12 protein-coding genes are annotated in these 13,566 nt (G+C 61.4%); 7 read left to right on the forward strand and 5 right to left on the reverse strand.

Translation table 11 applies throughout. From position 1 onward, the window contains the following. Nucleotides 1-120 precede the first annotated feature (120 nt). From edd to EXW71_RS19735, 4 genes are read left to right on the forward strand one after another with little or no spacing between them, the layout of a single operon-like run. Nucleotides 121-1,947, forward strand: a complete 1,827-nt coding sequence (gene edd, locus EXW71_RS19720; protein WP_123715757.1) for a phosphogluconate dehydratase — start codon at nt 121-123, stop codon at nt 1,945-1,947. Then, nucleotides 1,944-2,900, forward strand: a complete 957-nt coding sequence (locus EXW71_RS19725) for a glucokinase (protein WP_134660135.1) — start codon at nt 1,944-1,946, stop codon at nt 2,898-2,900. Before edd ends, EXW71_RS19725 begins: the two co-directional genes overlap by 4 nt. A gap of 32 nt (nt 2,901-2,932) precedes the next feature. Further along, nucleotides 2,933-3,667: a response regulator gene (locus EXW71_RS19730; RefSeq protein WP_123715803.1), complete on the forward strand. Its 735-nt coding sequence runs from the start codon at nt 2,933-2,935 to the stop codon at nt 3,665-3,667. Between the two features lie 31 nt (nt 3,668-3,698). After that, nucleotides 3,699-5,126, forward strand: a complete 1,428-nt coding sequence (locus tag EXW71_RS19735; RefSeq protein ID WP_167659665.1) for an ATP-binding protein — start codon at nt 3,699-3,701, stop codon at nt 5,124-5,126. A gap of 61 nt (nt 5,127-5,187) precedes the next feature. On the opposite strand, the gene EXW71_RS19740 is transcribed toward EXW71_RS19735, so the two are convergent. Next, nucleotides 5,188-6,117 (reverse strand): AraC family transcriptional regulator, encoded by a 930-nt coding sequence (locus tag EXW71_RS19740; RefSeq protein WP_123715755.1) that lies wholly within the window; start codon nt 6,115-6,117, stop codon nt 5,188-5,190. Between the two features lie 327 nt (nt 6,118-6,444). Here EXW71_RS19740 and EXW71_RS19745 point away from each other — a divergent pair, with 327 nt between their 5' ends. Both EXW71_RS19745 and EXW71_RS19750 read left to right on the forward strand, forming a co-directional pair. Continuing rightward, nucleotides 6,445-6,786, forward strand: coding sequence for an antibiotic biosynthesis monooxygenase family protein (locus EXW71_RS19745; RefSeq protein ID WP_110621500.1), 342 nt, complete (start codon nt 6,445-6,447; stop codon nt 6,784-6,786). Nucleotides 6,787-6,827: 41 nt separating this feature from the next. Beyond that, nucleotides 6,828-7,073: a hypothetical protein gene (locus EXW71_RS19750; RefSeq protein WP_123715802.1), complete on the forward strand. Its 246-nt coding sequence runs from the start codon at nt 6,828-6,830 to the stop codon at nt 7,071-7,073. 125 nt (nt 7,074-7,198) lie between these two features. On the opposite strand, the gene EXW71_RS19755 is transcribed toward EXW71_RS19750, so the two are convergent. Next, on the reverse strand, nt 7,199-7,831 hold the full coding sequence (locus tag EXW71_RS19755) for a flavin reductase family protein (RefSeq protein ID WP_134660133.1): 633 nt from the start codon (nt 7,829-7,831) through the stop codon (nt 7,199-7,201). Nucleotides 7,832-8,024: 193 nt separating this feature from the next. Between EXW71_RS19755 and EXW71_RS19760 the strand changes: the two genes are divergently transcribed. Next, nucleotides 8,025-8,780, forward strand: coding sequence for a hypothetical protein (locus EXW71_RS19760; protein ID WP_123715753.1), 756 nt, complete (start codon nt 8,025-8,027; stop codon nt 8,778-8,780). Between the two features lie 97 nt (nt 8,781-8,877). Here the strand turns inward: EXW71_RS19760 and EXW71_RS19765 are convergent, their stop codons facing one another. The 3 genes from EXW71_RS19765 to EXW71_RS19775 form a co-directional block, all read right to left on the reverse strand. Next, nucleotides 8,878-10,197, reverse strand: coding sequence for an MFS transporter (locus EXW71_RS19765; RefSeq protein ID WP_123715752.1), 1,320 nt, complete (start codon nt 10,195-10,197; stop codon nt 8,878-8,880). A gap of 166 nt (nt 10,198-10,363) precedes the next feature. After that, a complete protein-coding gene (locus EXW71_RS19770) occupies nt 10,364-11,698 on the reverse strand; it encodes a sigma-54 dependent transcriptional regulator (protein ID WP_134660132.1) in 1,335 nt (444 codons plus the stop codon). Continuing rightward, a complete protein-coding gene (locus tag EXW71_RS19775; RefSeq protein ID WP_123715750.1) occupies nt 11,692-13,458 on the reverse strand; it encodes an ATP-binding protein in 1,767 nt (588 codons plus the stop codon). The genes EXW71_RS19770 and EXW71_RS19775 overlap by 7 nt, the downstream gene beginning before the upstream one ends. Between the last annotated feature and the right edge of the window lie 108 nt (nt 13,459-13,566).

The following is a 13,566-nucleotide window of genomic DNA, read 5'->3' on the forward strand; positions in this document are numbered from 1 at the left end:
CGAGTGACCTGAATCAACTGGTCCGATGATGCAAACGACACCCTGCCATCCCACAAGATGCGGGCGTTTGCTCAGCCCAGGAACGAGGGTCGCCATATCCGTTAGCCTGGAGTTCTACACATGCATCCCCGCGTTCTTGAGGTCACCGAACGGCTTATCGCCCGCAGCCGCGCCACCCGTGAGGCCTACCTTGCGCTCATTCGCGGCGCCGCCAGCGACGGTCCGATGCGCGGCAAGCTGCAATGCGCCAACTTCGCCCATGGCGTGGCCGGCTGCGGTACTGAAGATAAAAATAGTCTGCGTATGATGAATGCCGCCAACGTGGCAATTGTTTCCTCATATAACGACATGCTCTCGGCGCACCAGCCATACGAACATTTCCCTGAACAGATCAAGAAAGCCCTGCGTGAAGTCGGCTCGGTCGGCCAGTTCGCCGGCGGCACCCCCGCCATGTGCGACGGCGTGACCCAAGGTGAGCCCGGCATGGAGCTGAGCCTGCTCAGCCGCGAAGTGATTGCCATGTCTACGGCGGTAGCGCTGTCCCACAACATGTTCGACGCGGCTTTGATGCTGGGCATCTGCGACAAGATCGTCCCCGGCCTGATGATGGGTGCGCTGCGTTATGGCCACCTGCCAATGATCTTCGTCCCGGGCGGCCCAATGCCGTCGGGCATTTCCAACAAACAGAAAGCCGATGTGCGCCAGCGCTACGCCGAAGGCAAGGCCACGCGCGAAGAGCTGCTGGAATCGGAGATGAAGTCCTACCACAGCCCCGGCACCTGCACCTTCTACGGCACCGCCAACACCAACCAGTTGCTGATGGAAGTGATGGGCCTGCACCTGCCGGGCGCCTCGTTCGTCAACCCGTACACCCCGCTGCGTGACGCGCTGACCCGCGAAGCTGCGCACCAGGTCACGCGCCTGACCAAGGCCAACGGCAACTTCACGCCGATCGGCGAGATCGTCGACGAGAAATCCATCGTCAACTCCATCGTCGCCCTCAATGCGACCGGCGGTTCTACCAACCACACCCTGCACATGCCGGCCATCGCGATGTCGGCGGGCATCATCCTCACCTGGCAGGACATGGCCGACCTCTCCGAGGTAGTGCCGACCCTGTCCCACGTGTATCCAAACGGCAAGGCCGACATCAACCACTTCCAGGCGGCTGGTGGCATGTCGTTCCTGATCCGCGAGCTGCTCGAGGCCGGCCTGCTCCACGAAGACGTCAACACCGTGGCCGGCAAGGGCCTGAGCCGTTACACCCAGGAGCCGTTCCTGGTCGACGGCGAATTGATCTGGCGCGACGGCCCGATCGAAAGTCTCGATGAATCCATCCTGCGCCCCGTGGCCCGTGCGTTCTCGCCCGAGGGCGGTCTGCGCGTAATGGAAGGCAACCTCGGCCGTGGCGTGATGAAAGTCTCGGCCGTGGCCCTTGAACATCAAATCGTCGAAGCGCCGGCCGTGGTGTTCCAGGATCAACAGGACCTGGCCGACGCGTTCAAGGCCGGTCAGTTGGAAAAAGACTTCGTCGCGGTGATGCGCTTCCAGGGCCCGCGCTCCAACGGCATGCCGGAATTGCACAAAATGACCCCGTTCCTCGGCGTACTGCAGGATCGTGGTTTCAAAGTGGCGTTGGTAACGGACGGGCGTATGTCCGGCGCCTCGGGTAAGATCCCCGCCGCGATCCACGTCAACCCCGAAGCCCAGAGCGGTGGGCCGCTGGCACGGGTGCAGAATGGCGATATCATTCGCGTGGATGGCGTGAAGGGCACCTTGGAGCTTAAGGTGGACGCCGAAGAATTTGCAGCGCGCACGCCTGCCACGGGCCTGTTGGGCAACAACGTGGGGGCTGGCCGCGAGCTGTTTGCATTTATGCGCTTGGCCGCAAGCTCCGCAGAGCAGGGCGCCAGCGCCTTTACCTCTGCCTTGGAGACGCTTAAGTGAAGCTAGCGCTGGTCGGTGACATCGGGGGAACCAACGCTCGTTTTGCGTTGTGGCGGGATCAGGAACTGCATTCGATCCGGGTGCATGCCACGGCGGCTCACTCAAGCCCAGAGGAGGCCATCAAGGTCTACCTCAAGGAAGAGGGGTTGGAAATCGGCGATATCGGCGCGGTGTGCCTGTCAGTCGCCGGGCCGGTGAGCGGTGATGAATTCAAATTCACCAACAATCACTGGCGCCTGAGCAAGTCTGCGTTTTGCCAGGCATTGCAGGTGGACGAGTTGCTGCTGGTGAATGACTTCACGGCCATGGCCCTGGGCATGACGCGGCTCAAGCCCGACGAATTTCGCGTGGTCTGCGAAGGTACGCCGGAAGCGTTTCGCCCTGCGGTGGTAATCGGCCCAGGCACCGGTTTGGGCGTCGGTACGTTGCTGGATCTGGGCGGCGGCCGTTGGGCGGCGTTGCCAGGGGAGGGCGGCCATGTCGATCTGCCCCTGAGCAGTCCGCGTGAAACCCAGCTGTGGCAGCATATCTACAATGAGATTGGCCACGTCAGCGCCGAAACCGCTCTGAGCGGTGGCGGCCTGCCGCGCGTCTATCGCGCGATCTGTGCGGTGGATGGTCATACTCCGGTGCTGGACACTCCCGAAGCCATTACGGCGGCGGGTCTGGCCGGTGACCCGGTGGCCATGGAAGTCTTGAACCAGTTCAGCATTTGGTTGGGCCGCGTGGCCGGTAACAACGTGCTGACCACGGGCGCGCGCGGCGGCGTGTATATCGTGGGCGGGGTGATACCGAGGTTTGCCGACTTCTTTATCAACAGTGGTTTTACCCAGAGTTTCAGTGATAAAGGCTGCATGAGCGACTACTTCAGGGGCATCCCGGTGTGGTTGGTGACGGCGCCGTATTCCGGCTTGACCGGTGCCGGAGTTGCATTGGAACAGGCATTTGCTTGACCCGCGCCACCCATAACAACAAGGAGGACCCCGTGAGCGTAATCAGTAAATCGATTCTCCTCGTCGACGATGACCAGGAAATCCGCGAATTGCTGCAAACCTACCTCAGCCGCGCCGGTTTCCAAGTCCGTGGTGTGTCGGACGGTGCGGGGTTCCGCCAAGCCATGAGCGAGGCGCCGTGCGATCTGGTCATTCTTGATGTGATGCTGCCCGATGAAGACGGTTTCAGCCTGTGTCGGTGGGTTCGCCAGCATCCGCGTCAGGCGCAGGTGCCAATCATCATGCTGACTGCCAGTTCCGACGAAACCGACCGGGTGATCGGCCTGGAGCTGGGTGCCGACGATTACATCGGCAAGCCCTTCAGCCCCCGTGAGTTGCAGGCGCGGATCAAGGCCCTGTTGCGTCGCGCCCAGTTTGGCCAGGAGCGCAGCGGTGCAGGAGACGTTCTGGTGTTTGACGAGTGGCGGCTGGATATGATCAGCCACCGCTTGTTTCATGTGGATGGCGAAGAGGTGATCCTCTCCGGTGCCGACTTTGCGCTGCTCAAGCTGTTCCTTGACCATCCTCAGCAGATTCTCGACCGCGACACCATCGGCAACGCCACGCGCGGTCGCGACCTGATGCCACTGGACCGTATCGTCGACATGGCCGTCAGCCGCTTGCGCCAGCGCCTGCGCGATACCGAAAAACCCCCACGGCTGATCCGCACCGTGCGCGGCAGCGGTTATCAACTGGCAGCCAGCGTGGTTGCCGGCAATGCCCACTGAGCGTTTGACCGAGCGCCGCGCGCGCTTTCCTGTGCCACGCTCATTGCTGGGGCGCATGTTGTTGCTGACCCTGCTCGTGGTCCTGTTTGCTCAGGCGCTGTCCAGCGTGATCTGGGTCTCGCAATTGCGTGCGACTCAGCTTGAAGGCTTGGTCACCAGCGCCCGAAGCCTGGCGCATTCGATGACCGCCAGCGTGAGTTACTTCCGCTCGTTGCCGGTGGCCTATCGTCCGTTGGTGCTCGATCAACTGCGCAGCATGGGCGGCACCCGTTTCGTGGTGACCCTCAATGATCGGCCATTGGACATGGCGATACTGCCGCAGACGCCGCGCAAGCAGGCGGTGCTTGAAGCGGTGGATGAAGTGCTGCGCCAGACCCTCGGCGCCGATGTGCATATCTCGGTCGAGTTTGTCAGTGCCGAAGACCTGCGGATTTTCAACGCCGGCTTGAAGCTCGATGAACTGCCGCGCTCCTGGGCGCATTACGCGCTGACGTTGGAACCGGTGAACCCGCCAGTGCTGGTGACCCAGATCCAGCTTGCGCCGGGTGAATGGCTGTACATTGCCTCGCTGTTGCCCGAGCCCTACACCAGCCTGGAAGAACAGGGCCTGCCGGCCCAGCAGGTGTGGTTTATCGTGCTGACCAGCGGCTTGCTGTTGTTGTTCATCGGCCTGCTGGTGCACTGGCAGAGCCGGCCGCTCAAGCGTCTGGCGCGGGCGGCGCGGGATATGTCTCTGGGTGCCGATGTAGAGCCGGTGGCCGAAGGCGGCGGCAGCGAAGTGGTGGAAGTGGGCCGTGCCTTCAACGCCATGCGTGAGCGCATCAGCCGTTACCTGACCGAGCGCAGCCAATTATTCAGTGCGATCTCCCATGACCTGCGCACGCCGATCACCCGCTTGCGCCTGCGCGTGGAGTTGCTGGAAGACGAGAACCTGCAAACCAAATTCGGCCGCGACCTGGACGAATTGGAGCTGCTGGTAAAAGGCGCGCTGCAATGTGTGAAAGACACGGACATCCATGAAAACATCGAGCCGGTGGACTTGAATCATGTGCTCGACTGCCTGGTAGAACCGTACCTGGCGCCCAACGGTAATGGCCGTATCACCCAGGACGGTCGTGCACTGGCGCCGTACCCGGGCAAGCCACTGGCGCTCAAGCGCTGCATCGGCAATCTGATCGACAACGCCTTGAAGTACGGGCAGAACGCTCACTTGCATATCGAGGACGATGGCGTGGACTTTATCCTGCACGTCGACGACGAAGGCCCCGGCGTGCCGGAGCAGCGTCTGGAGCAAGTCTTCGAACCGCACTTTCGCCTGGCCGGGCAGCAACAGGGCTATGGCCTTGGGTTGGGGATCGCGCGCAACATCGCCCACAGCCATGGCGGGGAGGTGAGCCTGCAGAATCTACGGGAAGGTGGCCTGCGGGTAACCCTGCAATTGCCCCGGACCCTGGACTGAAAAAACACCGCTGGGCAAATGTGGGAGGGAGCAACCCCACCCACATGCTGCTGCGTATGAATCAGATGCTTTGACGCAGCCTGGCCAAATCTCTCAAGGGCGGCGCCCCAAACAACCGGCTGTACTCCCGGCTGAACTGCGACGGGCTTTCATACCCGACCCGATACCCCGCCGCCGACGCCTCCAGCCCCTCGGCGATCATCAGCCGTCGCGCTTCCTGCAGGCGCAACTGCTTCTGATATTGCAGCGGGCTCATGGCGGTGATCGCCTTGAAGCGATGGTGCAAGGTCGAAACGCTGAGGTTCACCTCCTTGGCCAGGTCATCGATACGCAACGGTTGTTCGTAGTTGCCGTTCAACCAGGTGATCGCCTGGCTGACACGGTGGCTCTGACTGTTGGCTACGGCGATTTCATACAGCCGATAGCCCTGCGGTCCACGTAATAGACGGTAGAGGATCTCGCGGTTGATCAATGGCGCGAGCATGGCGATGTCTTTGGGCGTGTCCAACAGGCGCGCCAGACGCAGCACGGCGTCGAGCAATTGGCTGTCGATCCGGTCGACGTACATGCCGCGGGACGTAGGGCGCGAAGGCACGCCCATCGGCCCGGCCTCGGCGATCAGGGCGGTGAGCTGAGCCGGGTCGATGTTGATACGCACCGACAGGTTGGGGTCTTGCGGCGTGGCATCGATGATCCGCCCGGCCACCGGCATGGCAACCGAGAACACCAGGTAGTTGAGCGGGTCGTAGGCAAAGATTTCGTCGGCCAGGCGTACTTCCTTGCTGCCACTGGCGAGGATACACAAGGCCGGCTCTACCAGTACCGGCATGAAATCGCGCGGAGTGTTATGGCGGTTCAGGTACAGCGAGGTGATTGCCGTGCCGTAGGAACCGTCTTCCCAGGTATGGCGTTGCACGATGCTGGCCAGCTCGGCGCGCTGTTTTTCCATCTCGGCATCGAGGGGAATCAGTTGATGTTCAGGCGACGACATGGAGTGTCCTCTACACGCTTGTTCGATGGGCTCAGCTTAGTGGGGGCTTTCAAAAAGTGTTACGTGGATTCTGCACAATCCTTGCCTGATCCTGCGATATGTCGTGAATCAGGCAAGCGCAGGCCCCGTCATCTCCCTGAAACACTGAGTGTGTGCCTGGCATATATCCTGCGCGCCAGATGACCTGTCTACGCTTTTCGCAGGATTGTGCAATAAGCCTGCAGGAATCGACTAACCGCGCTCGCACCCGCGCCGTTATCTTTGATCCTGTGGCAACACGCCCTCACCGTGCTTGCCGAGTATCACTTCTCAACGGGAGAGTCGAACATGTCCACCCCCATTCCCGCGAGCCATATGGCCTTTATCCGTGCCCGTACCGGGTGCAGCACCGAACTCGGTGCACGCTTGAGCAGTTTGATCGAACCGGGCCGTCAGGCTCAGGGTTGCCTGCAATTCTCGTTGCAGCACTCCCAGGTCGATCCCGATGTGTGGCTGGTCTCGGGTTTCTGGAGCAGCGAACAGGCGATGAGTGCCTACTTCAATTCGCCGGCCCTGATGATCTTTACCGAGCTGTTGAACGACATGGTAGTGCGCAGCATGGACTTCCAGACCTTCACCGATGCATCTGCCGTGAAAGCCTACGGCGAGTACCTGCAACTCGCCGGTTGAGGGTTAGAATGGCCGACTTTCCATTGGCCAGGACCTGCAACATGGCACGTAAACAGTTTGCCCACCACGAAGCCGTTTCCGCCGTAGTACCGGGCGAAGGGGGCTATAGCGCCGCCGTTGCCGTCAAGGCACTGGATGGCATGGGCGCACCCCGTTTTCACAAGATCCTTGATGGACAAAAGTTCAAGACCGCCTCCGACGCTGATGATGCAGCGACGCTGCAGCTTGATTACCTGGTCGATGTGGATGAAGACGGTCAACTCTCTTGGGCAACTGCCGCCAACTGAAGAACGCTGCCAATCCCAATGTGGAGTGGGCTTGCTCGCGAATGCGGCGCGTCAGTCGATAGTGCTGTGACTGACCCACCGCTCTCGCGAGCAAGCCCGCTCCCACAGGTTTTATTGCCGTTCAGTCAGCGTGGTGCTGCGCCTGGGCGATACATTTTGAACAGCGCCTCCGGCCCCAGCTGGAAGTAGTCCGCCGGGCCGCCGCCGCGCAAAATCGGTTCGGCGGCAGCGGTATCGTAGATGCCATCCTTGAGCAACCACTTGGCGATGTGCACCGCGACCACCTCGCCCAGCACCAGCCAGCTCGGCACCAGCTGCTTGTCGGCGCGTTGCAGTTGAATGATCTGCGTCACCTTGCATTCAAACGATACCGGGCTCTCGCCCACCCGCGGTACGCCTACGATTTTCGAGGCCACCGGCGTCAGGCCGGATAATTCGAATTCGTTGACCTCTGGCGATACGGCGGCGCAACTCTGGTTCATCTGCTCGGCCAACGGGCGGGTGGCCAGGTTCCATACAAACTCGCCGGTCTGTTCGATGTTGTTGAGGCTGTCTTTACGCCCGACGCTGGAAAACCCGATGATCGGCGGAATGTAGTTGAACGCATTGAAGAAACTGTAGGGCGCCAGGTTCAGGCGGCCTTCGCGGTCGTGGGAAGAAATCCAGCCGATCGGCCGTGGCCCGACGATGGCATTGAACGGATCATGGGGCAGGCCGTGACCGTTGGCGGGTTCGTAGAAGTGGATATCGTCAGACATGGCCAGGAGTTCCTGCTGGTGGCTTTGGGGAGGAGGCCATACTGCAAGGCACAGCGCTGAATTTCCATCGGCCGTATGGAATTTTCATTGATTGCCCACCGAATTTTCACAGCTCTGCATTCAGTCTGCGCGCCAGGTCGACACCCCTCTAAGTCGGCGTATTGAAAGACTGTGCTTCGGAGCCTTCTGCACCATGAACAAACTTCCTCAGATCACTCTGGCGTTCTGGGTCATGAAAATCTGCGCAACTACCTTGGGCGAAACCGCCGGGGATTTGCTGTCGATGACCCTGAACGTTGGCTACGCCATCAGCTCGATGATCTTGATCAGCGTGTTCCTCGTTACCTTGCTGACGCAACTCTGGTCGAAAACCTACAACCCGGTGCTGTACTGGATCGTGATTTTGTCCACCAGCACGGCGGGCACCACCATGTCTGACTTCATGGACCGCACCCTGGGGCTGGGTTACGCCACAGGTTCCATGATCCTGATCGCGATCCTGATGATCATCTTCGCGTTGTGGCACCTCAGCGGCGACTCGCTGAACGTGAACAAAGTGCAGACCTTCCGGGGTGAATTGTTCTACTGGATGGCCATCCTGTTCTCCAACACCTTGGGCACGGCATTGGGCGACTTCCTGGCGGATGACTCCGGGCTGGGTTTCGCCGGCGGCGCCTTGTTGATCGGCTCGGCGATTGCGGTGGTGGTGGCACTCAAGTACTTCACCAGGATCTCGTCGGTGCTGTTGTTCTGGGTGGCGTTTGTACTGACCCGGCCGTTTGGTGCGACGCTGGGTGACTTCCTCACCAAGCCCTATGAAAAGGGCGGCCTGGATTTCGGCACCATCGGTTCGTCGGCGGTGTTGGCGGCCGTACTGGTGGTGATGATTGCCGGCGCGTCGTATGCGCAACGCAAGTACGGGCGCGCTCCGGTAGCGGAAATTTCCTGATTCCAAATGCAGGAGGGGGCTTGCTGCCGATGGCGTGCGTCAGTCAGTTATTTGTGACTGACGCACCGCCATCGGGAGCAAGCCCCCTCTCACATTCTTAGTCCGTAGTGATGCGCGAGTGCTTGCGGGTGTCTTTCATGGTCACGTAGACCAGCAACGACACTGCGATACAGGCGGTCACGTACCAGTAGTAACCGGTTTCCATGCCGATGCTCTTGAACCAGAGCGCGATGTATTCAGCGGTACCGCCGAAGATCGACACGGTCAGCGCATACGGCAGGCCCACGCCCAGGGCACGGATCTCGGTGGGGAACAGCTCGGCCTTCACCACGGCGTTGATCGAGGTGTAGCCGCTGACGATGATCAGCGCCGCCATGATCAGGAAGAACGCGCCCCACCAGGTCTGGATGGTGTGCAGGGTGGTGAGGATCGGTACGGTGCAGAGCGTGCCGAGGATGCCGAAGGCGATCAGGATCGGCCGACGGCCAACCTTGTCCGAGAGCCCGCCGACGAGGGGTTGCAGGCACATGAACAGAAACAGCGTGGCTGCCGAGATGGTGGTGGAGTCGGAGATGCTCATGCCGACGGTGTTCACCAGGTATTTCTGCATGTAAGTGGTGTAGGTGTAGAACGCCAGGGTGCCACCCATGGTCAGGCCGACCACGGTCATCAGTTCCTTGGGATGACGCAGCAAGGTGCGCATCGCGCTTTCCTTGGCTTTCTCCTTTTTGGTGAACGACTCGGTTTCTTCCATGCCACGACGCAGGTACAGCGCGACGACCGCGCACAGGGCGCCGATGGCAAACGGGATGCGCCAGCCCCAGGCATACAGTTGTTCGGTGGTCAGCACTTGTTGCAGCACGATCAACACCGCCAGCGCGATGAGCTGGCCGGAGATCAGGGTCACGTACTGGAAGCTTGAGAAGAAACCGCGACGTTCCTTGGTCGCCATTTCACTCAGGTAAGTGGCCGAAGTGCCGTATTCACCACCCACCGACAAACCTTGCAGCAGGCGCGCGAAGACCAGCAGGATCGGCGCGCCGATGCCGATGGTGTCGTAGCCGGGGCTCAGGGCGATCAGCAGCGAACCGAAGCACATCAGCAGGACCGATGCCATCAGTGCCGCCTTGCGGCCCTTGTAGTCGGCGTACATCCCCATCAACCAGCCGCCGATAGGGCGCATCAGGAAACCCACGGCGAAGATCGCAGCGGTGTTCATCAATTGGGCGGTGGAGGAGCCTGCCGGGAAGAAGGTCTTGGCGAAGTACAACGAGAAGGCGGCGTAGACGTACCAGTCATACCACTCGACCATGTTGCCGACCGAACCACTGAAAATCGATTTGATGCGGCTGGAGGTGGTGCGCTCTTTTGCCGGCGCGGCCGCCGACCCCAGAGGCAGGGTGTTGGAGTTATCCATTGAAGGATCCTTCATCTAGTTGTTTTTATGAAGCAGCGCGTGCGCAGCCTGGTTCGGGCTATAGCAGGAGCTGTGCCAGGAGGATGAAGGCCCGGTCTAGAAGGGTTGCAGGATTATTTTGAGCGGAAAACCGCCGATGGTTTTCAGGTGATGAGCGAAAGTCCGCTCATTCATCCTTCATGAACATGTCTCGGGCGAGGCCATGGCGCTGCATTTTTTCATTGAAGGTCCGGCGCGGCAGCTGCAGTTCCGCCAGCACCGCCTTGATATCGCCCTTATGCCGGGTCAATGCCGCCTTCAGGCAATGAGCCTCGAAGGCTTCCTGTTGCGCGGCCAGGGATTGCCCGGCCTCGATAGCGTCCGGCTCCTGTTCGCCCAGCCCCAGTACCTGGCGTTCGGCAACGTTGGCCAGCTCGCGTACATTGCCCGGCCAGTCATGGCTGAGCAGGCGTCCCAATTGCACTCCGCTCAGCGGCGCGGCGCTACGGCCCAGGCGTTCGGCGGCAGTCTGGGCAAAGTGATCGAACAGCAGTGGAATATCTTCGCGGCGTTCGCGCAAGGGCGGCAGGCGCAACTGGGCGACGTTCAATCGATAAGCCAGGTCTTCACGAAAGCGCCCGGCACGGGCCTCTTCGAGCAAGTCGGGTTTGGTGGCGGCGATGATGCGCAGGTCCACGTGGATACTTTGGTTGGAGCCCAGCCGTTCCAGCTTTTGCTCCTGCAACACGCGCAGCAGTTTCACCTGCTGGGCCAGGGGCATGCTTTCGATTTCATCCAGGAACAGCGTGCCGCCGTGGGCGTATTCCAGCTTGCCGATACGCTTGCCCTGGGCGCCGGTAAAGGCACCGCTTTCGTGGCCGAACAGCTCGGCTTCAAACAGCTGCTCGGGGATCGCCGCACAGTTGAGCGCCACAAATGGCTTCTTCGCCCGCGGGCCGAAATCATGCAGGCAGCGGGCGACCAGTTCCTTACCGCTGCCGGTCTCGCCACGGATCAGCACATTGACCGGCAGGTTCGCCAGGTCCAGTACCTGGCGACGCAGGGTCTGTAAGCCCCGGGACACGCCAAGCAGGCTGGATTCAAGTTGTGCCCGGTGGTCGGCCTGTTGGTGCAGGCGACGGTTTTCCAGGATCAGCCGGCGCTTGTCCAGGGCGCGACGCAGGCTATTGAGCAGGGCATCGGGGCTGAAGGGTTTTTCCAGGAAATCGTAGGCGCCGTCGCGCATGGCTTCCACCGCCATCGGCACGTCGCCATGACCCGTAAGCAGGATCACCGGCAAGTCGGCATCGCGGCGTTGCACTTCGGCCAGCAACTCCAGGCCGCTGAGCCCGGGCATGCGCACGTCGCTCAAGATGACACCGGGAAAGTCCTTGGGCAGTTGCGCCAGGCAGGCCTCGGCGCGATTGAACAACTGCACGTCAAACCCCGACAGGCTCAGCCATTGCTCGACGGCCGTGCGAATGCTGGCTTCGTCATCGACCACAATCACCGCGTTCAACATAGGTCGGGTGTCTCCAGTGCAATAGGCAAGGTCAGGGTGAACACGGCGCCGTCGCCACGATTGCCGGCCATCAGGCGCCCGCCCAATTCGTGCACGATAGCGTAAGACACGGCCAGTCCCAGGCCCAGTCCGTCACCCACCGGTTTGGTGGTGAAGAAGGGGTCGAACACGCTGCTCAAATGCTCATCAGCAATCCCGCCGCCGCTGTCGCTGACGGTCAGTTGCCACAATTGCTGATCGGCATGCAGACGGATTTCCAGGCGCTTGCGCGGTTTGTCGGCCATTGCATCGAGCGCGTTGCGCAACAGGTTGATCAACACCTGTTCAAGGCGGATGGCATCGCCGCGCACCCAGGCGGGACGGGCCAGGTCCAGCACGACACCGATGGCCTCATCGCGCAGGCGCGCATCGAGCAGGTGCAGCGACTGGTCGACCACGGTGGCCAGGTCCAGGCGTTCACGCAGGCCACTGGGGCTTTTGCGGGCGAATGTCTTGAGGTGGCCGGTAAGCGCGGCCATGCGCGTGAGCATGTCGTCCAGCGGGGTGAGCGCTTTGTAGGCGTCGTCCACGCGGCCATGGTCCAGCAACAGGCGCAGCGTCGCCAATTGCATGCGTTGGGCGGTCAGTGGCTGGTTGATTTCATGGGCGAGGGCGGCAGACATCTGGCCCAATGCCGCCAGCTTTGCCGATTGCACCAAGCCGTCCTGGGCCATGCGCAAGGCTTGAGTGCGTTCCGCCACAAGCTGTTCGAGTTCCTCGCGGCTGCGCTGGCGCAAACGGGCCAGGCGCCAACGCTGGGTCAGAAACAGCGTCAGGAACACCAGCGCCAGCCAGGAGCCGGCGGCGGCGAGGCCGGCATTGCGTTGGTCTTCAAAGGCGAACTGAGGTTTGCGCAGCAGGTGCAGCGTCCAACCTTCGGCCTTCAGCGGCAGCGACTCCCAGATGTAATTGGCGCTGCCGTCGGGACCGTTGACGCGCATCAGGTGGCTGTTGTCGTCGAAACGTTGCAGGGCTTGGGTCTCCAGCGGCTGCAAACGTTTTTTGTCGTATTGGCGCGTGGCCTTGAGCTCGGCGAGGTCGCCGTCCGACAGCGGGCGCAGGTTGCGATACCGCCAGCCCGGCTGGTTGGCGATAAATACGATGCCGCGCGCGTCGCTCACCAGCAGCAGGTCGTTGCCCTGGGCCCACTCGCGTTCAAGCTCGGGGAACTCCAGCTTCACCACCATGGCGCCGAGAAACTGCTCGTGTTCATCCACCACCGCGCTGGAGAGAAAGTAACCGGGAATACCGGTGGTCACGCCCACCGCATAAAAACGCCCGGTGCCCTGGCTCAGGGTCTGGCTGAAATAGGGGCGAAATGCGTAGTTATGGCCAACATAGCTGCTGGGCAGGTTCCAGTTGCTGGCGGCGACAGCCAGGCCGGTGCGGTCCATCAGTTCCAGGGTGGAGGACTGCGCCGCGCCGTTGATACGTTCAAGTTTGCGGTTGAGCACGTCCTGGGTGATGGCATCCAGCGGGCCTTTCAGCGCGTTGATCATTTCCGAGTCCAGCGCCAGCACGGCGGGCAGGGCACGGTAGCGTTCGATCAGGGTGTGCAGGGAGTTACCGTAGAGCGTGAGCTGCTGTTTGGCGCGTGTGGCGTCGTCTACCAGGGCCTGGCGTTCGGCGTGGCGGGTGGCCAAGGCCGCGGCCAGCAGCGCACCGGCGATGATCAACAGGGAGTAGAAGGTCAGGCGCAGTGGGCGAGGGATCACGATCATACGGTGATGGGCAGGCGCAGTCAGGGGTAAGCACCATATCACGAGCGGCTGGAGTCGGTGGTGAGCGCCCCGTGCACATTGGGCTGCACCCAGGATAAAAAAGGCGAC

Source organism: Pseudomonas sp. BCA17, from assembly GCF_004519405.1.
Classification (GTDB): Bacteria; Pseudomonadota; Gammaproteobacteria; order Pseudomonadales; family Pseudomonadaceae; genus Aquipseudomonas.